This window comes from Streptosporangium sp. NPDC049248 (genome assembly GCF_040678965.1).
In the GTDB taxonomy this organism is placed as follows: domain Bacteria; phylum Actinomycetota; class Actinomycetes; order Streptosporangiales; family Streptosporangiaceae; genus Streptosporangium; species Streptosporangium fukuiense.
The window spans coordinates 202,692-221,178 of record NZ_JBFAQY010000005.1; the positions used below are offsets into that span (position 1 = coordinate 202,692).

Sequence of the window (18,487 nt, forward strand, 5' to 3'; positions counted from 1 at the left end):
GGGCCGATAGCATCGGCGGGACAAGGGCAGTCGATCGGGAGGGGCCTTACTCGTGAGCGAGCGGAGCGAGCGAACCACGGGCACGGCAGCGTTCGCGAACCTGGCCTCTGAACTTCGCGGGGAGGGCAAATGAGCGTGCTTGAGGAAATCCTCGAAGGAGTCCGCGCCGACCTGGCCGAGCGGCAGGAGAGGGTGTCGCTGGCCGAGCTCAAGGAGCGGGCCGGGCGGGCGCCCGCCCCCCGTGACGTCTACGCGGCGCTGGGCGGCGACCAGGTGGCGGTCATCGCCGAGGTCAAGCGTTCCAGCCCGTCCAAGGGCGCGATGGCCGCGATCGCCGACCCCGCCGCGCTGGCCGGCGACTACGAGTCGGGCGGCGCCCACGTCATCAGCGTGCTCACCGAGCGGCGCCGCTTCGGCGGCACCCTCGACGACCTGGCCGCCGTACGCGCCGTCGTCGACATCCCGGTGCTGCGCAAGGACTTCATCGTCACCTCGTACCAGCTCTGGGAGGCCCGCGCCTACGGCGCCGACCTGGCGCTGCTGATCGTCGCGGCGCTCGACCAGAACGCGCTGGTCTCGCTCATCGAGCGGGCCGAGTCGATCGGGCTGACCCCGCTGGTCGAGGTGCACACCGAGGAGGAGCTCGACCGGGCGCTCACCGCCGGAGCCAAGATCATCGGTATCAACGCGCGGAACCTCAAGACGCTCGAGGTGGACCGCGACGTGTTCGCCAAGCTCGCCCCCAAGGTTCCCGACGGGGTCATCAAGATCGCCGAGTCGGGCGTGCGCGGCCCCCACGACCTGCTCGCCTACGCCAGGGCGGGCGCCGACGCCGTCCTGGTCGGCGAGAGCCTGGTGACCGGCAAGGATCCGCGGGCCGCCGTGGTCGACCTGGTCACCGCCGGTGCCCACCCCGCATCCCGACCCGAGGGGCAGTAAGCAGTGACAACGCACGAAGGAACCGTCCTCACCGCCGCGGACCTCGCCGGAAACGGCCTTCACGGCAACGATCCGGACATCCACGGCAAGTTCGGCGTCTTCGGCGGCCGCTACGTGCCCGAGGCGCTCATCCCGGCCCTGGACGAGGTCGCGGCGGAGTACGACAAGGCGAAGAGCGACGTGGCGTTCCTTCGGGAGTTCGACCACCTGCTGCGCACCTACGCCGGGCGGCCGACCACGCTGACCGAGGTGCCCCGCTTCGCCGAGCAGGCGGGGGGCGCCCGGATCATCCTCAAGCGCGAGGACCTGACCCACACCGGCGCCCACAAGATCAACAACGTGCTCGGCCAGGCCCTGCTGACCAAGCGCCTGGGCAAGACGCGGGTGATCGCCGAGACCGGCGCCGGCCAGCACGGCGTCGCCACCGCGACCGCCGCCGCCCTGCTGGGCCTGGAGTGCGTGATCTACATGGGGGCCGTCGACTGCGAGCGTCAGGCGCTCAACGTCGCCCGCATGAAGCTGCTCGGCGCCACGGTCGTCCCGGTCACCAACGGCAGCCAGACCCTCAAGGACGCCATCAACGAGGCCTTCCGCGACTGGGTCGCCAACGTCGACCGCACCCACTACCTCTTCGGCACCATCGCCGGGCCGCACCCGTTCCCGGAGATCGTCCGCGACTTCGCCCGCATCATCGGCGTCGAGGCCCGCCGTCAGGTGCTGGAGCTCACCGGCAGGCTGCCCGACGCGGTCGCCGCGGCGGTCGGCGGCGGTTCCAACGCGATCGGCATCTTCCACGCCTTCCTCGGGGACGAGGGCGTCCAGCTGCACGGCTACGAGGCGGGCGGCCGGGGCCTGGAGAGCGGCGAGCACGCGCTCACCCTCACCGAGGGCTCCGTCGGGGTGCTGCACGGCTCGCGCACCTACGTGCTGCAGGACGAGGAGGGGCAGACCCTCGAGTCGCACTCGATCTCAGCCGGGCTCGACTACCCGGGCGTCGGCCCCGAGCACGCCTGGCTCAAGGACACCGGCCGCGCCACCTACCACGGCATCACCGACGCCGAGGCGATGGACGCCTTCTCGCTGCTCGCCCGCACCGAGGGCATCATCCCCGCGATCGAGTCCTCACACGCGCTCGCCGGTGCCCTCAAGCTCGGTCGCGAGATGGGTTCCGAGGCGACGATCCTGGTCAACCTCTCGGGACGGGGCGACAAGGACATGGGCACCGCGATGAAGTACTTCAACCTCTGACTACCGACTTGCCTCCCCTCCGGCGTGCCGGAGGGGACGAACCGCAACGGAAACAACGATGACGACTCTTCAGACGGTGTTCGCCAAGGCCAAGGCGGACGGCCGCGCCGCCCTCATCGGATATCTCCCCGCTGGGTTCCCCAGCAAGGAGGGCGCGATCGCCGTCGCCGCCGCCATGGTGGACGCCGGCTGCGACGTGATCGAGATCGGCCTGCCCTACTCCGATCCCCTCATGGACGGCCCGACGATCCAGGACGCCGTACACCGGGCGCTGACCAACGGCACCCGCATCGCCGACGTGCTGCGCACCGTCGAGGGCGTGGCCAAGACCGGTGCCGCCACCCTGGTCATGACGTACTGGAACCCGATCGACCGCTACGGCGCCGACCGCTTCGCCCGTGACCTGGCGAACGCGGGCGGGGTGGGCACCATCACCCCCGACCTGACCCCCGAGGAGGCCGGGCCCTGGCGCGAGGCCAGTGCCGGGGCCGGGATCGACACGGTCTTCCTGGTCGCGCCCAGCTCCACCGAGGCCCGTATCAAGGCGGTCGTCGACAGCTGCACCGGCTTCGTCTACGCGGCCTCGCTGATGGGCGTCACCGGCGCCCGCGACTCGGTCGGCGCGGCCGCTCAGGGCCTGGTCGAGCGTACCCGCTCGCACACCTCCCTCCCGGTCTGCGTCGGCCTGGGCGTCGGCACCGGCAGGCAGGCCGCCGAGGTGGCTGGTTACGCCGACGGCGTCATCGTGGGGTCGGCGTTCATCCGCCGCGTTCTCGACGCGCCGGACGAGGCCTCGGGGCTGGCCTCGGTCCGTGAACTGGGCGCCGAGCTGGCGGCGGGTGTCCGCGGCTGACGAGCCCGTTCGAGAGCGGATCCCCTACTCGAAGAAAGGGGCCGCTCCCACGTCAGCGCCTGCCAGGCGGGCTTATTCGATGCTTATCGGGCTCGTGATGAGGTTTTCCTCGAATACCTGGCATTCGCCGAAGACGTCTGTGGCCGGGGCTTGGAATAGGAGAATGGTGCTCGTGACCTCTGATAACCCCGCGCCCAATAGGTCGCGTATCGTGATTTCGGCGCTACCCTGGGTGACGACCGTCTCACGGCTGGTGCTGGCGGGAGTGCTGATCGTCGCGGGTTGGGGCAAGATCGGCGCTCCGGTGCTCTCGGTTCAGGCGGTCGAGGCATACGATCTGCTCCCCAAATCGCTCGCCACGGCGGTCGGCTACGGCCTGCCGATCCTGGAGATCGTCGTGGGGTTGTTGCTGGTCGTCGGGCTGCTCACCCGAGCGGCGGGTGTCATCTCGGCGCTGCTCATGCTGGCGTTCGTCATCGGCATCGCCTCGGCGTGGGCGCGCGGGCTGCGCATCGACTGCGGCTGCTTCGGCGGCGGCGGTCAGCTGGCGGCCGGGGTGGAGCCCGACTATCTCATCGACATCCTGCGTGACTTCGGTCTCTTCGGACTCGGTGTGTTCGTCGCGATCTTCCCTCCGGGCCGCTTCGCGCTGGACTCCGCGCTCGGGCTCACCCCGGGCGAGGAGTCGTACGAGGACGTCGAGAGCGATGACGGGGAGCTTCAGGAGAAGGAGGCTTACTGATGGGCAAGGCCGCGCGGGAGCAGTCGGCGCGTGATCGGATCAAGGCGCAGCGCGAGGAACAACTGCGGAGAGAGAAGCGCAAGCGGGTGGCGACCATCGCGACCGCGGCCGTCGTCGCGATCGCCGCCGTCGGGGGTGGCTGGTGGTTCGCCGCCCAGAGCAGCAAGTCCGAGCAGGTCGGGGCCTCGCTCGCGCCCATCACCGTCGCCGGGGACGGTTCGGTGGTCATGGCCAGGCCGGGGGTGGAGAAGCCGGTCCTGGACGTCTTCGAGGACTTCCAGTGCCCCGCCTGCAGGGCGCTGGAGGAGACCAGCGGCCCGACGATCAAGAACCTGGCGGCCGAGGGCAAGGCCAAGGTGGTCTACCACCCGATCACGATCTTCCAGGAACAGACCAACAAGGGGATCACCCGGGCCAACTCGCTGCGCGCCGCGTCGGCGATCCGCTGCATCCCCGGGGGCGCTCCCTGGATCGCCTTCCACGACAAGTTGTTCAAGGAGCAGCCCTCGGAGCTCGTGGAGGGTTTCAAGATCCCTGATCTGATCGCCTGGGGCAAGGACGCCGGAGTGACCGACCCCGGTTTCGAGTCGTGCGTGACCAGTCAGGAGAAGGCGCCCGCGCACCTCGAATACAGCACCAAGGTCATGGAATCCCAGAAGCTCACGGGCACCCCGACGCTGAAGCTCAACGGTACCGAGTTGGACACGAATGTGGCTTTCAAGCCGGCCGATCTGCGTCAGGCCGTTCTTGATGCCGCCAAGTAGCCCGGGACACGGTAACGTCACCTGACATGCCCCTCGCCTCGATTCCCAGCCCCTCCCAGGGGGTCTGGTATCTGTTCGGTGTGGTCCCCATCCGGGCCTACGCACTGTGCATCGTGCTCGGCGTCGTCGTCGCGGTAGTCATCGGCGAGCGCCGCTGGCGTGCCCGCGGCGGTGAGCCGGGGACGATCGTGGATCTCGCCGTCTGGGCCGTGCCGTTCGGCCTGGTCGGCGGACGTCTCTATCACGTCATCACCGACTGGCAGCTCTACTTCGGGCCGGACGCACCCAACGAGCCGATCGAGGCGCTGTTCATCTGGAACGGCGGCCTGGGCATCTGGGGTGCCGTCGCGCTCGGTGGAGTGGGTGTCTGGCTGGGGTGCCGCGGCAGGGGGATCTCCCTGACCGCGGTGGCCGACACCGTCGCCCCCGGGATCGCGGTGGCCCAGGCCATCGGCCGCTGGGGCAACTACTTCAACCAGGAGCTGTTCGGCAGCCCCACCGACCTGCCGTGGGGTCTGGAGATCGACCCCGACCGGCCGGGCACGGTGCCGGGCGAGGACACCTACCACCCGGCCTTCCTGTACGAGTCGATCTGGGACCTGGGCCTGGCACTGGTCCTCATCTGGGCAGGGCGCAAATTCGCGCTCCGGCACGCCCGCCTGTTCGCGCTCTACGTCGCCGGCTACACGGTGGGCCGCTTCTGGATCGAGGGGCTGCGGGTCGACACCGCCCACCACATCCTCGGTCTGCGGCTCAACCAGTGGACCTCGATCGTCCTGTTCATCGGGGCGATGGCCTACTTCTGGTACGCCAGGAACAAGAGCGACGCCGAGCAGGTCCGTCCGCAGCCCGATCCGGCCGTCGAGCCCGTGCAGGGCGAGACCGGCGACGCGGACAAGGGCGAGGCCGGAGCCGGCACCGAGGCCGAGCCAGCCGTCACCCCGGCCGCCTCGGACGGGGAGGATACCGCCGACCCGGCTCACCCGTCCGACCTGGCCGACCCCGACGAGAGCGACGAGAGCGACGAGAGCGACACGGTGAAGGAGGACGGCGAGCCGAGGCTCGTCTCCGGCGCGCTCGCGGCCGACGACTCGGTCGATCCGGCCCACCCGTCCGACCTGGCCGACCAGGAGGAGAAAGGGTCCCGGTGAGCGGTGACGACTCGGGGGGCCGCGCCGAGATGCACCACCGGCATCGCGACGTCAACGGCGGCTGGCTGCGGCCGTCGGTGTTCGGCGCGATGGACGGTCTCGTCTCGAACTTCGCCCTGATCGCCGGTGTCGCCGGCGGCACCGCCAGCACCACGGTCATCGTGCTGGCCGGGGTCGCGGGGCTGGCGGCGGGCGCGTTCTCCATGGCCGGGGGTGAGTACGTCTCGGTGGCCAGCCAGCGAGAACTCGCCCTGGCCGAGATCGACGTCGAACGGCGCGAGCTCGAACGCCACCCCGAGGCCGAGCAGCAGGAGCTCGCCAAGCTCTACGAGGACCGGGGCGTCGAGCCCGCCGTGGCGGCCGAGGTGGCCCGGCAGATCTCGATGGACCCCGACCGGGCGCTCGAGGTGCACACCCAGGCCGAGCTGGGGGTCACCGCCCAGGACCTGCCCTCGCCCAGGATCGCCGCGATCTCCTCGTTCCTGTCGTTCGGCGTGGGCGCGCTCCTGCCGCTCCTGCCATACCTGCTCGGGGTCACCAGCCTGACGACCTCGGCGGTGATCTCCTGCCTGGCGCTGTTCGGCGCGGGCGCGCTGGTCTCCCGGGTCACCGCGCGCAGCTGGTGGTACAGCGGGCTGCGCCAGCTTCTTGTCGGCGCGGTCGCCGCGGCCCTGACCTATGGCCTGGGCACCCTCCTGGGAGGGGTCGGACTGTGACCCCTCCGGCCGGTCCGCCCGCCACACCCGTGCGTAAGCGCCGCCGCACCTCCGCCAGGGCGCAGCCCCAGACCGAGAACATCACCCGGCTGGACGAGTGGGGGCTGACCCGGCCCCAGCAGCGGCTGCTGATGATCCTCGGGGCGGTGGCGGGCGTGCTGGTCGCCGCCCTCGCCCTCACCCTCGCGATCTCCGCGATCGGCAACGACTACGTGCCCGAACGGGCCACCGCCTCGGTCATCGGCACCGAGCCGAGGCCCGACACCTACAAGGGCTGGCCCTCCTCCAAGGTGTTCGCCCCGATCGCGCAGAGCAAGGCCGACCCCAAGCCGCTGACGGTCAAGGATCTCTTCGCGACCAGGACCCTCAAGGAGGGCAGGGTCACGCTGAGACTGGCGGCCACCCGCCTGGAGGCCGACTGCGCGATGGCGACCTGGGGCCAGGGGCTCGCCGACCTGCTCGTCCAGGGCGGGTGCACCCAGGTGGCCAGGGGCCTCTACGTCAGCGCGGACGGCCGCCACGTGGCCCAGTACACCCTGTTCAACCTCCGCGACACCGCCTCGGCCGACACGTTGGTGAACACGCTGACCACCCTGCACCGGGGTGGTTGGGTCCGGCCGCTCCAGGCGGGCAAGGCCGTCTTCCCGGCCGGGGGTCACACCGAGTCCAGCGGGCACGCCATGGGGCACTACGCGGGCCTGGTCTGGATCGGCAGGACCGACGGCGCCGATCCCGGCCCGAAGGACGACTTCGTCTCGCTGTCCCTGACGGTCCGCGGCGTGGAGAAGGCGATCTTCCGCCGCATCGTCGCGGTCTCCCCCGCGCCCGCTCCGTCCAAGTAGCCCGCCGCTTCCGTGTCCGCCTCGGCTCAGTGGTCCCTGCCGTCCCGCCTGTCGAAGTAAGCTCTCTCCCCATGCGCAAGTGGATCGCCGTCGCCGTCGCCGTGCTGGTCGTGGTCGCCGGGGTGGCGGCCTTCCTCCTGCTGGGGGGCGGGCCCGACCCGCGCGCCGCCGTCCTTCGTGCGGAGCCCAGCACGGCCCACTACGCGCCCATCGCGACCCGCGCCCTCGACCCTCAGCCGCTGACCGTCGCCGAGATGTTCCCCGGCCCCTCGGTGTCGGCGGGCACCACCAGGCTCGCGCTCAAGGCCACCGAGACCCTCGCCGACTGCGCCGAGGCGGCCTGGGGGAGCGCGTTGGACGCGCTCGACGGGTGCACGCAGGCGCTGCGGGCCCGCTACGAGAGCGAGGACGGCGAGATCTCCGGCCAGTTCCTGATTTTCAACCTCGCGGACTCCGCCGCCGCGGACAGGCTCGTGACGGCGCTCAGGGGCGACGGCTTCGTCCGGCCCGCCCCCGACACGCCCGAGGGTTTCGACGGCTCCCGCAGCTGGGCACAGGCCCGTGCCCTGGGGCACTACGCCACGGTGAGCTGGGTCGCCCCGGTGGTCGAGGGGGGCCGGGTGGACCTCACCTACCCGCAGGTCGCCGTGGACGGCCTCAGCCTGGCGATCCAGCGCCGGCTGGTGCGCTGAGGGAGCTTCGCACCGCGGCCTGGAGTTCCAGGAGCCGGTGGGCGGGCAGTTCGAGGACCGTGACCTCCTCCGCCCACGGAGCGACGGCGGCGATGACCGCCCTGGCCTGCTTCTTCGTCAACTCGCCCCGGACCTTGATCAGGGCCTCGCGCCAGGTGTTGGCGAGCTTGCCGTGCGCGTTGTCCAGGACGCGGCGCAGGATCCGGGCCGCGTCGTCCTGGCGAGGCGCCGTCCGTACGGCGCGTACGGACGAGCCCTCGACGGTGAGGTCGTAGACGGGGGCGAGCAGGTCGGCGGGGAGGTTTACCGGGGCCGCGGCCAGGGTGACCCGGACCTCCCCGGCGCGGGTGGCCAGCAGCAGCCGGGGCAGCGCGGCCTCCAGTCCGGCCGGTACGGAGATCGCCACCCTGGCCGGGGCGCTGGCGTAGGGTTTGGCCAGCCAGGTCGCCAGGCGCGCTCTGGGGGCTTTGGGCAGCACGTCGCGGGGCCACTCGCCCACCAGCACCTCCGGGACGAACCCGTCCTCGAACCCGGCCGCGAAGTCCGGGGCGGAGGCCGCTGCCGAGTCCGCCGACTCCACCGACTGGGGCCCCTGCGTGTAGATGGCGGTGCCTGAGGAGTCGGTACGGGCGGCGGCGGCCGGCCAGGTTCTCGTGGTGGGGCGCAGGACGTACAGGTCGGCGGCCGAGCCGATGGCCTCGGCGCCGAGGTAGCGGTTGAAGTCGGGGTAGATCGCCTCGTTGACCAGATTGAGCTGGGACAGGGCCTGCTGCACCTTGAGGGCGAGCGCGGGGGTGCGCTCGCTCGCGCCGTACGCCAGCATGATCCGGCCCTGCTCGCGGTCGCGCAGTCCCTCCGCGCAGCGGGCGACGAACAGCCCGACCCCCTCGGGGGTGTAGGGCGGGTCGGTGATCGCCAGATCGGCCCAGCTCCGCGCGGAGGCGGGCAGTCCCAGGCGCAGGTCGGCCCAGCGGGTCCGCACGGCCAGCCCGAGCCGGTCGGCCTGGCCGGCGATGTAGGCCAGGATGCGCTCGTCGACGTCGACGACCGTCACTTCGACGCCGGGGTGCAGCATCGCGGTGGCCAGCGAGGTCAGATCGTGGTCGCCCACGCACAGCAGCCGGGCGCCGTCCAGCCAGAACCGGGCGTCCAGCAGCAGTGCCCGCCGTACCACGGTGTCGCCGGTCGCGGCGACGTGGTCCAGCGTGTGGCGGCCACGGGGGGCCTTGGCGATCAGCTCGTCCATCCGCGCGACCAGTTCCGCCCGGCCGGAGAGGAGATGCGCCACCGGGTCGGCCGGGGCGAGGACGCTCACCTCCTGCCCGGCCCAGTGGGCGGGCAGCCTGAAGCGGTCGCCGGAGCGTTCCAGCTCCCCGTCCACCTCGCGCAACAGCGCCTCGATGGTCCGCCGCGACGTAGCGGTCCGCCTGACCAGGTCGGCGAGAGTCCACCAGCGGCCGTCGCCCAGCGCCGCCAGCGCGATCCTCAGCCGCCTGCCGTCGACGCCCAGCCGGGCGACGAGCGCCCTGACCCCCTCGTGGGCGGCCGGGCCGCCCGGCACCTCCGACACGCCCGGGGCGTCAGCGGTTCCGTTGTCCGTCAGGCCGGTGGGGTCGCCCGATTCGGCGGGGGCGCTCGGTTCCATTCGGCCACCTTAAAGCCCGGACCTGGAATGTCGTGCCATCAGCGCGTGTTAAACAAACCGGGCGAATCGGCGCCAAATCGGTGTGACCTGACCGGGTAGGCCGGTATCCGGCAGGGTACGGTAACCTCTACCCACCACGCAGCAGGGCCAACGTCGTCCCTTGCTTGTTCCAAGGAAGCAAGACGACGGGAGGGATTCGATGCCCGCTGCCCACCTCGGCTTTCCCGAGCCCCAGGGCCTGTACCACCCCTCACACGAGCACGACGCCTGTGGCGTCGCCATGGTCGCGGACGTGGCCGGCCGCCGCAGCCACGACATCGTCGCGAAGGCACTGACCGCTCTGTGCAACCTCGATCACCGGGGCGCACAGGGCAGCGAACCGGACACCGGCGACGGCGCCGGGATCCTGACGCAGATCCCCGACACCTTCTTCCGCACGGTGGTGGGCTTCCCGCTGCCCGCGGCCGGAGCCTACGCCGCCGGCACGGCCTTCCTGCCCGCCGACGCACCGGCCCGCGCCAGGGCGGTGCGGCTGATCGAGGAGATCGCCGAGCAGGAGGGCCTGACGGTCATCGGCTGGCGAGACGTGCCGACCACCCCCGACCTGCCCGGGCCGAGCGCCCGCGCGGTGATGCCGTTCTTCGCCCAGCTGTTCGTGACCTCCCCCAACGGCGAGACCGGCCTGGAGCTGGACCGGCTGGCCTTCTGCCTGCGCAAGCGGGCCGAGCACGAGGCGAACGTCTACTTCCCCTCGCTGAGCTGCCGGACCATCGTCTACAAGGGCATGCTCACTCCGCTGCAGGTCGAGCAGTTCTTCCCCGACCTCAGCGACGAGCGCTACGAGACCGCGATCTCGCTGGTCCACTCGCGTTTCTCCACCAACACCTTCCCCTCGTGGCCGCTGGCGCACCCGTACCGCTACATCGCCCACAACGGTGAGATCAACACGGTCAAGGGCAACCGCAACTGGATGCGGGCCCGCGAGGCCATGCTGCGGACCGCGAACCTGCCGGGAGACCTGTCGCGGCTCTTCCCGATCTGCGACCCGGCCGGCTCCGACACCGCCTCCTTCGACGAGACCCTGGAACTCCTGCACCTCGCCGGGCGCCGGCTGCCGCACGCGGTGCTGATGATGATCCCCGAGGCGTGGGAGAACCACACCGAGATGGACCCCGCCCGGCGGGCGTTCTACGAGTTCCACTCCACCCTCATGGAGGCATGGGACGGCCCGGCCTCGATCACCTTCTCCGACGGCACCCTGGTCGGCGCGGTACTCGACCGCAACGGCCTGCGCCCGGGGCGGTTCTGGGTCACCACCGACGGCCTGGTCGTGCTGGCCTCCGAGGCCGGCGTGCTCGACATCGCCCCCGAGGACGTGGTCCGCAAGGGCCGCCTGCAGCCCGGCAAGATGTTCCTGATCGACACCGAGCTCGGCAAGATCATCGAGGATGACGAGATCAAGGCCGAGCTGGCGGCCGAGCTGCCGTACGCGGACTGGCTGCACGCCGGGCTGGTCCGCTTCGAGGAACTGCCCGCCCGCGCGCACGAGGTCCCGACGCACGAGGCGCTGATCAGGCGGCAGCAGACCTTCGGCTACACCGAGGAGGAACTGCGGATCATCCTGGCGCCGATGGCCAGGGCGGGCGCCGAGCCGATCGGCTCGATGGGCACCGACACCCCCGTCGCGGTGCTCAGCGAGAAGCCCCGGCTGCTGTTCGACTACTTCAGCCAGCTGTTCGCGCAGGTCACCAACCCGCCGCTGGACGCGATCCGGGAGGAGCTCGTCACCTCCCTGGCCACCACCATCGGCCCCGAGGGCAACCTGCTCGACCCGGGCCCGGCCTCCTGCCGTCAGCTGGTGCTGCCCTACCCGGTGATCGACAACGATGAGCTCGCGAAGATCATCCACATCAACGACGAGGGCGCGCTGCCGGGCTTCCGCCCACACGTGGTCCGCGGCCTGTACGAGGTCGCGGGCGGCGGCGAGGCACTGCTCGGCCGCATCGAGGAGATCCGCGCCGAGGTCTCCGAGGCGATCGAGGGCGGGGCGCGGATCATCGTCCTCTCCGACCGGGGCTCCTCCGACGCGCTGGCGCCGATCCCGTCGCTGCTGCTCACCGGTGCCGTCCACCACCACCTGATCGCCGAGAAGACCCGCACCAGGGTCGGGCTGGTCATCGAGACCGGTGAGGCGCGCGAGGCGCACCACATGGCGCTGCTCATCGGCTACGGCGCGGGCGCGGTCAACCCGTACCTCGCCATCGAGACCGTCGAGGACATGGTCGACTCCGGTGCGCTGCGGGTCGAGCGGCACAAGGCCGTGCGCAACCTCATCAAGGCGTACGGCAAGGGCGTGCTGAAGGTCATGTCCAAGATGGGGGTGTCCACCGTCGCCTCCTACACCGGTGCGCAGATCTTCGAGGCGCTCGGCCTGAGCCAGGAGGTCGTCGACGCCTGCTTCACCGGGACCACCTCCCGGCTGGGCGGTGTCGGCTTCGACGTCCTCGCCGAGGAGGCGGCGCTGCGCCACCGGCGCGCCTACCCCCGGGCCGAGAACGCCCACCGCCGTCTGGAGGTCGGCGGCGAGTACCAGTGGCGCCGCGAGGGCGAGCCGCACCTGTTCAACCCCGAGACCGTCTTCAAGCTGCAGCACGCCACCCGCTCACGCCGCTACGAGATCTTCAAGGAGTACACCGGCCTGGTGGACTCCCAGGCCGAGCGGCTGATGACGCTGCGCGGCCTGTTCAAGCTGAAGGACGGTGTCCGCGAGCCGGTGCCGATCGACGAGGTCGAGCCGGTCAGCGAGATCGTCAAGCGGTTCTCCACCGGCGCCATGTCGTACGGCTCCATCTCGATGGAGGCGCACGAGACGCTCGCCATCGCGATGAACCGGCTGGGCGGCAAGTCCAACACCGGTGAGGGCGGCGAGGACCCCGAGCGGCTGCACGACCCGGTCCGCCGCTCGGCCATCAAGCAGGTGGCCTCCGGCCGGTTCGGCGTGACGTCGGAGTACCTGGTCAACGCCGACGACCTGCAGATCAAGATGGCCCAGGGCGCCAAGCCCGGCGAGGGCGGCCAGCTGCCCGGCCACAAGGTCTACCCGTGGATCGCCAAGACCCGGCACTCCACACCGGGCGTCGGCCTCATCTCGCCGCCGCCGCACCACGACATCTACTCCATCGAGGACCTCGCCCAGCTCATCCACGACCTGAAGAACGCCAACCCCGCCGCCCGCGTGCACGTCAAGCTGGTGGCCGAGGTCGGCGTCGGAACGGTCGCGGCGGGCGTGTCCAAGGCCCACGCCGACGTCGTGCTCATCTCCGGCCACGACGGCGGCACCGGCGCCTCCCCGCTGACCTCGCTCAAGCACGCGGGTGCCCCCTGGGAGCTCGGACTGGCCGAGACCCAGCAGACGCTGCTGCTCAACGGCCTGCGCGACCGGATCACCGTCCAGGTCGACGGCCAGCTCAAGACCGGCCGCGACGTGGTCATCGCCGCGCTGCTCGGCGCCGAGGAGTACGGCTTCGCCACGGCGCCCCTGGTCGTCTCCGGCTGCGTGATGATGCGCGTCTGCCACCTGGACACCTGCCCGGTCGGCGTCGCCACCCAGAACCCCGAGCTGCGCAAGAGGTTCACCGGCAAGCCCGAGTTCGTGGTCAACTTCTTCGAGTTCGTCGCCCAGGAGATCCGCGAGTATCTCGCCGCGCTGGGCTTCCGCAGCCTGGAGGAGGCCGTCGGCCACGCCGAGCTGCTGGACACCACCTCGGCCGAGAACCACTGGAAGGCCGCGGGGCTCGACCTGGCGCCGATCCTGCACCAGCCCGAGTTGCCCGCCGGCGCCTCGCTCCGCCGCGTGGTGGGGCAGGACCACGGGCTGGCAAGGGCGCTGGACAACACCTTGATCCAGCTCGCGGAGGGCGCGCTCAAGGACGGTTCCCGGGTCACCCTCGAACTGCCCATCCGCAACGTCAACCGCACCGTCGGAACCATGCTCGGCCACGAGGTGACCAAGCGGTACGGCGGCGCCGGCCTGCCCGACAACACCATCGACGTGCGTTTCACCGGCTCCGCGGGCAACTCCTTCGGCGCCTTCCTGCCCAGGGGCGTCACGCTGCGGCTGACCGGCGACGCCAACGACTACGTCGGCAAGGGCCTGTCCGGCGGCCGGATCTCGGTCCAGCCGCACGAGGCGGCCTCGCTGGAGGGGCACATCATCGCCGGCAACGTCGGCCTGTACGGCGCGACCTCCGGCGAGGCGTTCATCCGCGGCGTCGTGGGGGAGCGGTTCTGTGTCCGCAACTCCGGCGCCACCGCGGTGGTCGAGGGCGTCGGCGACCACGGCTGCGAGTACATGACCGGCGGCAAGGCGGTCGTCCTCGGCCCGACCGGCCGCAACTTCGCGGCCGGCATGTCGGGTGGCATCGCCTACCTGCTCGACCCCGACATCGAGCGGGTCAACCGCGAGATGGTGGAGATCGAGGAGCTCGACGAGGCCGACTCCGAGACGCTGCGCGAGATCGTCGAGGCGCACCTGGCCGAGACCGGCTCCACGGTGGCCAAGGCGCTGCTGGTCGACTGGGACCCGTCCCGGTTCGGCAAGATCATGCCGACGGACTACAAGCGGGTCCTGCGGGCCGCCGAGTCCGCCCGGCTGGAGGGCCGCGACATCGACGAGGCGGTCATGACCGCCGCGGTCCAGGGGTGAGGCCGATGTCCACGCCCACTCATACCGTTCACACCGCTCAGGCTGTTCAGGGATAAGGGAGGTACGACCGATGGCCGACCCCAAGGGTTTCCTCACGCACGGACGCGAGCTGCCGGCGCGCCGCCCGGTGGACGTCCGCATCCGCGACTGGCGGGAGGTCTACGAGGACTTCCCCAAGCCCGCGCTGACCAAGCAGGCGGCGCGATGCATGGACTGCGGCATCCCGTTCTGCCACAACGGCTGCCCGCTGGGCAACCTGATCCCCGAGTGGAACGACCTGGTCTACCGGGACGACTGGCAGGAGGCCGTCGAGCGCCTGCACGCCACCAACAACTTCCCGGAGTTCACCGGCCGCCTGTGCCCGGCTCCGTGCGAGGCGGCGTGCGTGCTCGGCATCAACTCCGACCCGGTGGCGATCAAGCGGGTCGAGGTCGAGATCATCGACCGCGCCTTCGACGAGGGCTGGGTCACCCCCCAGCCCCCCGCCTCGAAGACCGGTAAGCGGGTCGCGGTCGTCGGCTCGGGGCCCGCGGGCCTGGCCGCCGCGCAGCAGCTCACCCGCGCCGGGCACGACGTGGTGGTGTTCGAGCGCGCCGACCGGATCGGCGGCCTGCTCCGCTACGGCATTCCCGAGTTCAAGATGGAGAAGCGGCACATCGACCGCCGGCTCGCCCAGATGCGGGCCGAGGGCACCGAGTTCCGTACCGGCGTCAACGTCGGAGTCGACATCACGGCGGCGCGGCTGCGTGCGGAGTTCGACGCGATCGTGCTGGCCGGCGGCGCGACCCAGTGGCGGGACCTGCCCGTCGCCGGGCGCGACCTGAAGGGCGTCCACCAGGCGATGGAGTTCCTGCCGCCCTCCAACAAGGTCCAGGAGGGCGACTTCCCGGTCTCGCCGATCAGCGCCGAGGGCAAGCACGTCGTCGTGATCGGCGGCGGCGACACCGGCGCCGACTGCATCGGCACCGCGATCCGGCAGGGGGCCGCCTCGATCACCCAGCTGGAGATCATGCCCCAGCCCCCGGCGGAGCGCCCCGGCAGCCAGCCGTGGCCCACCTTCCCCATCCTGTTCAAGATGGAGAGCGCCCACGAGGAACTGGCCGACGGCGGCGGCGACCGGGTCTACGCGGTCTCCACCACCGAGTTCGTCGGCGACGCCGACGGCAACGTCCAAGCACTGCGCCTGGTCGAGGTGGAGGGCCCCGGCGCCGGTTTCAAGCCGGTGCCCGGTTCCGAGCGGGAGATCCCCGCCGAGCTGGTCACCCTGTCGATGGGCTTCGTGGGACCGGAGAAGAAGGGTCTGCTCACCGAGCTCGCCGAGGTCGCCGAAGGCGAGTTCTTCGACGCCAGGGGCAACGTCGCCAGGGACAGGGGTTACATGTCCTCGGTCGACGGCGTCTTCGTCGCCGGGGACATGGGCCGCGGCCAGTCCCTGATCGTGTGGGCGATCGCCGAGGGCCGCTCGGCCGCCTCGGCCGCCGACCGCTACCTCACCGGCTCCACGGCCCTGCCGGTGGCGATCCCGCCTACCGCGAGGCCACTGGTCTGAGCACAGCCGGTCTGAACACTGAGTAGGTTGTATTTGGTCCGTGTATGTCACGGCCGGTAGGAGCACGTCACGACGTTCCCGGGTGCGGAACCGCACCCGGGAACGCCTGTGTACCGGCCGTCTCACCGACCCCTTCGCGGAAAAACGCGCAGAGCGGATATTGAGTTCGCTTTGTCGTGCGTATCCCTGAAGGATAGATTTTCGTGATCAGGCCAGGTGCGGAGGATCGATGAGACGCGGGATCAGAAGGCTGACGGGCGCGGGAACGGTTCTCGCCCTGGCGGCCACTCTCACGGCGGGAGCCCTGGACGGCGGGGCCGGCCCGGTCGCGAGCCAGGCCCGCGAGTACCTGGTCTTCTACGCCGACGGCGCCCACGACCGCGCGATCGACGCGATCGACGCGAGCGGCGGCACCGCGCTGTCCACGGAGACGCGACTCGGCTACGTCGTCGCCAGCGGCCCAGGCTCCCGGTTCGTGGAGAACCTCGCCGGCAGCGACGCCGTCGTGGGAGTCTCCTCCGACCGCAGGATCGGCTCCGCCACCGCGATCCCCGCAGCCCTTCCCCCCTCCGGAGCCCTCGGGCAGAGCGGTACTCCGGGCACCAGGAAGGCCGGAACCGGCGCCCCGGAGCCGCTGGCCGAACGCCAGTGGGACATGAAGATGATCGGCGCCACCGCGGACGGCTCCTACGCCACCGCCCCCGGCAGCAAGAAGGTGCTGGTCGGCGTCATCGACACCGGCATCGACGGCAGGCACCCCGACATCGCCCCCAACTTCAACTACGCCCTGAGCCGCAACTTCGTGACCGACCGGCCCAAGGACCCCAACGGCAAGACCCTCGACGGGCCCTGCGAGTTCAAGAACTGCAAGGACCCGGTCGACTGGGACGACGACGGCCACGGCACCCACGTGGCCAGCACCATCGCCTCGCCGGTCAACGGCCGGGGCGTCGCCGGCGTCGCCCCCGGGGTCTCCCTGGTGAACCTGCGCGCCGGCCGGGACTCCGGCCTGTTCTTCCTCAAGCCCAGCATCGAGGCGCTCACCTACGCCGCGGACGCCGGGATCGACGTGGTCAACATGAGCTTCTACGTCGACCCGTGGCTGTTCAACTGCAAGGCCAACCCCGCTGACTCCAAGGCCGAGCAACTGGAGCAGCGCGGCGTCATCACCGGCATGCAGCGCGCCCTCGACTACGCCCGCAAGCGGGGCGTCACCCTCATCAGCGCCATCGGCAACGGCTCCACCGACCTCGGCAGGCCCAAGACGGACGAGACCAGCCCGGACTACCCCAAGGAGGCCGAGCGCACCCGCAAGGTCGACAACTCCTGCCTCAACGTCCCGGCCGAGTCCAAGGGCGTCATCTCGGTCTCCTCGGTCGGCCCGAGCCAGCGCAAGGCCTACTACTCCGACTACGGCATCGAGCAGACCGACCTGTCGGCACCCGGCGGCGACGAGTTCGACGGCAGCGCCCGCTACGACACCACCAAGGGCATCCTGGCCGCCGCCCCGGAGAACGCGCTGCGGGCCAAGGGACAGATCAGCGCCGACGGCACGCCGAAGGACAGGTCGATCATCCGGGAGTGCCGCGACAACGTCTGCGCCTACTACCAGTACCTGGTCGGCACCTCCATGGCCGCCCCGCACGCCACCGGCGTGGCCGCCATCCTGATCAGCCGCTTCGGCAAGCCGGACAAGAGCGGCCTCACCATGCCCCCCGCCGACGTTCAGCGCCTGCTGTACGCCACCGCCACGAGCAAGGCCTGCCCCTCGCCCCGCAAGTACGTCTACAAGATCGACCTCCTGGCGGACGAGGCTCACAAGTGCGAGGGGTCGAAGGCGCGCAACGGCTTCTACGGCCGCGGCATCGTCAACGCCGCCAAGGCGGCCTCCGTCACCCCCTGAGGGTCTGTCGGTGTCCCGGGGAGCCCGCGCCGCTCCGGCTGTGAGGTGTCGCTGACAGAGGCCGGGGGCAACGCGGCCACCCGATGAGAACACCTGCCGCGACGGAAACGGCGCTCCGTTATGTTCGTTTTGTCACGTTCAAAAGAGGATCAACAGGCGGGTGGAGCGGTCAGGCCGGGGAAGGAGAACGATTTTCCGGCCTCATCTCGTCACTGTGAGGATCCATGAGACTTCTAGCGCGCCCCCACCAGCTTCCACCCCGGGCCGCCGCCGGTGTGATCATCCTGAACTCGGGGCTGAGCAAGTGGTCCGCCGACGAGGAGACCGCCGCGGGAGTTCATGGGATGGCGGCGGGGACCTACCCGTTCCTCAAGAAGATCGAAGCGACCCGGTTCGTGAAACTGCTCTCCACAGCGGAGATCGCCCTGGGTACGGCACTGCTGGTCCCCGTGGTGCCCTCGCTGCTGGCGGGCGCCGGGCTGACCGCCTTCGCCGGAGGGCTGCTCGGGCTCTACCTCAAGACACCGGGCATGCGGGAGGAAGGCGGCCTGCGCCCCACCCAGCAGGGCCTCCCCATCGTCAAGGACCTCTGGCTGCTGGGCATCGGCACCGGACTGGTCATCGAGGAACTCGTCTACGAGTGAGCCGCCTTCCGGCGGACCCGTCACAGCGCGGAGAGCCGCACCCGCCCAGGGCGCAGTGAACCAAACCAAGGGACCTCCGGCGGGATGGCCCGGC

The 18,487-nt window shown here is 70.9% G+C and carries 14 protein-coding genes; 13 read left to right on the plus strand and 1 reads right to left on the minus strand.

The window, feature by feature from the left end:
- The first annotated feature begins 129 nt into the window (after nucleotides 1-129).
- The 9 genes from trpC to AB0K21_RS12640 all read left to right on the plus strand — a co-directional run bounded on the left by trpC (nucleotide 130) and on the right by AB0K21_RS12640 (nucleotide 7,947).
- Nucleotides 130-939 carry an indole-3-glycerol phosphate synthase TrpC gene (trpC, locus tag AB0K21_RS12600; protein WP_343968711.1) on the plus strand — a complete coding sequence of 270 codons (810 nt, stop codon included), beginning with the start codon at nucleotides 130-132 and terminating at the stop codon, nucleotides 937-939.
- 78 nt (nucleotides 940-1,017) lie between these two features.
- Nucleotides 1,018-2,187: a tryptophan synthase subunit beta gene (gene trpB / locus AB0K21_RS12605; protein ID WP_343968927.1), complete on the plus strand. Its 1,170-nt coding sequence runs from the start codon at nucleotides 1,018-1,020 to the stop codon at nucleotides 2,185-2,187.
- Nucleotides 2,188-2,245: 58 nt separating this feature from the next.
- Complete coding sequence (gene trpA / locus AB0K21_RS12610; protein WP_343968713.1) at nucleotides 2,246-3,040, plus strand: tryptophan synthase subunit alpha; 795 nt, start codon at nucleotides 2,246-2,248, stop codon at nucleotides 3,038-3,040.
- A 232-nt stretch (nucleotides 3,041-3,272) separates the two neighbouring features.
- Complete coding sequence (locus tag AB0K21_RS12615; protein ID WP_343968715.1) at nucleotides 3,273-3,782, plus strand: MauE/DoxX family redox-associated membrane protein; 510 nt, start codon at nucleotides 3,273-3,275, stop codon at nucleotides 3,780-3,782.
- Nucleotides 3,782-4,546 (plus strand): thioredoxin domain-containing protein, encoded by a 765-nt coding sequence (locus AB0K21_RS12620; RefSeq protein ID WP_343968717.1) that lies wholly within the window; start codon nucleotides 3,782-3,784, stop codon nucleotides 4,544-4,546. The genes AB0K21_RS12615 and AB0K21_RS12620 overlap by 1 nt, the downstream gene beginning before the upstream one ends.
- 26 nt (nucleotides 4,547-4,572) lie before the next feature.
- Nucleotides 4,573-5,697, plus strand: a complete 1,125-nt coding sequence (gene lgt, locus AB0K21_RS12625; RefSeq protein WP_364149578.1) for a prolipoprotein diacylglyceryl transferase — start codon at nucleotides 4,573-4,575, stop codon at nucleotides 5,695-5,697.
- Entirely contained in the window at nucleotides 5,694-6,413 is a 720-nt protein-coding gene (locus AB0K21_RS12630; RefSeq protein ID WP_343968721.1) for a VIT1/CCC1 transporter family protein, read from the plus strand. The genes lgt and AB0K21_RS12630 overlap by 4 nt, the downstream gene beginning before the upstream one ends.
- A gap of 29 nt (nucleotides 6,414-6,442) precedes the next feature.
- Nucleotides 6,443-7,255 carry a hypothetical protein gene (locus AB0K21_RS12635; RefSeq protein ID WP_364149580.1) on the plus strand — a complete coding sequence of 271 codons (813 nt, stop codon included), beginning with the start codon at nucleotides 6,443-6,445 and terminating at the stop codon, nucleotides 7,253-7,255.
- A gap of 71 nt (nucleotides 7,256-7,326) precedes the next feature.
- The gene (locus AB0K21_RS12640; RefSeq protein ID WP_343968725.1) at nucleotides 7,327-7,947 is read left to right on the plus strand and encodes a hypothetical protein; all 621 of its coding nucleotides are present in this window, start codon (nucleotides 7,327-7,329) and stop codon (nucleotides 7,945-7,947) included.
- On the opposite strand, the gene AB0K21_RS12645 is transcribed toward AB0K21_RS12640, so the two are convergent.
- A complete protein-coding gene (locus AB0K21_RS12645; RefSeq protein ID WP_364149582.1) occupies nucleotides 7,913-9,592 on the minus strand; it encodes a bis-aminopropyl spermidine synthase family protein in 1,680 nt (559 codons plus the stop codon). The two genes, AB0K21_RS12640 and AB0K21_RS12645, sit on opposite strands and share 35 nt — an antisense overlap.
- 199 nt (nucleotides 9,593-9,791) lie before the next feature.
- Between AB0K21_RS12645 and gltB the strand changes: the two genes are divergently transcribed.
- The 4 genes from gltB to AB0K21_RS12665 all read left to right on the plus strand — a co-directional run bounded on the left by gltB (nucleotide 9,792) and on the right by AB0K21_RS12665 (nucleotide 18,393).
- Nucleotides 9,792-14,297: a glutamate synthase large subunit gene (gene gltB / locus AB0K21_RS12650; protein ID WP_343968729.1), complete on the plus strand. Its 4,506-nt coding sequence runs from the start codon at nucleotides 9,792-9,794 to the stop codon at nucleotides 14,295-14,297.
- Nucleotides 14,298-14,367: 70 nt separating this feature from the next.
- The gene (locus tag AB0K21_RS12655) at nucleotides 14,368-15,846 is read left to right on the plus strand and encodes a glutamate synthase subunit beta (RefSeq protein ID WP_364149585.1); all 1,479 of its coding nucleotides are present in this window, start codon (nucleotides 14,368-14,370) and stop codon (nucleotides 15,844-15,846) included.
- Nucleotides 15,847-16,075: 229 nt separating this feature from the next.
- Complete coding sequence (locus AB0K21_RS12660; RefSeq protein ID WP_364149587.1) at nucleotides 16,076-17,749, plus strand: S8 family serine peptidase; 1,674 nt, start codon at nucleotides 16,076-16,078, stop codon at nucleotides 17,747-17,749.
- A 224-nt stretch (nucleotides 17,750-17,973) separates the two neighbouring features.
- Nucleotides 17,974-18,393 (plus strand): hypothetical protein, encoded by a 420-nt coding sequence (locus tag AB0K21_RS12665; RefSeq protein ID WP_364149589.1) that lies wholly within the window; start codon nucleotides 17,974-17,976, stop codon nucleotides 18,391-18,393.
- Nucleotides 18,394-18,487 lie beyond the last annotated feature (94 nt).

What these genes read in the sequence shown, in the direction of transcription:
- trpC (WP_343968711.1), top strand. Translation starts at nt 130, where the DNA reads ATGAGCGTGCTTGAGGAAATCCTCGAAGGAGTCCGCGCCGACCTGGCC.
- trpA (WP_343968713.1), top strand. Translation starts at nt 2,246, where the DNA reads ATGACGACTCTTCAGACGGTGTTCGCCAAGGCCAAGGCGGACGGCCGC.
- AB0K21_RS12620 (WP_343968717.1), top strand. Translation starts at nt 3,782, where the DNA reads ATGGGCAAGGCCGCGCGGGAGCAGTCGGCGCGTGATCGGATCAAGGCG.
- lgt (WP_364149578.1), top strand. Translation starts at nt 4,573, where the DNA reads ATGCCCCTCGCCTCGATTCCCAGCCCCTCCCAGGGGGTCTGGTATCTG.
- AB0K21_RS12640 (WP_343968725.1), top strand. Translation starts at nt 7,327, where the DNA reads ATGCGCAAGTGGATCGCCGTCGCCGTCGCCGTGCTGGTCGTGGTCGCC.
- AB0K21_RS12645 (WP_364149582.1), bottom strand. Translation starts at nt 9,592, where the DNA reads ATGGAACCGAGCGCCCCCGCCGAATCGGGCGACCCCACCGGCCTGACG.
- gltB (WP_343968729.1), top strand. Translation starts at nt 9,792, where the DNA reads ATGCCCGCTGCCCACCTCGGCTTTCCCGAGCCCCAGGGCCTGTACCAC.
- AB0K21_RS12655 (WP_364149585.1), top strand. Translation starts at nt 14,368, where the DNA reads ATGGCCGACCCCAAGGGTTTCCTCACGCACGGACGCGAGCTGCCGGCG.
- AB0K21_RS12660 (WP_364149587.1), top strand. Translation starts at nt 16,076, where the DNA reads ATGAGACGCGGGATCAGAAGGCTGACGGGCGCGGGAACGGTTCTCGCC.
- AB0K21_RS12665 (WP_364149589.1), top strand. Translation starts at nt 17,974, where the DNA reads ATGAGACTTCTAGCGCGCCCCCACCAGCTTCCACCCCGGGCCGCCGCC.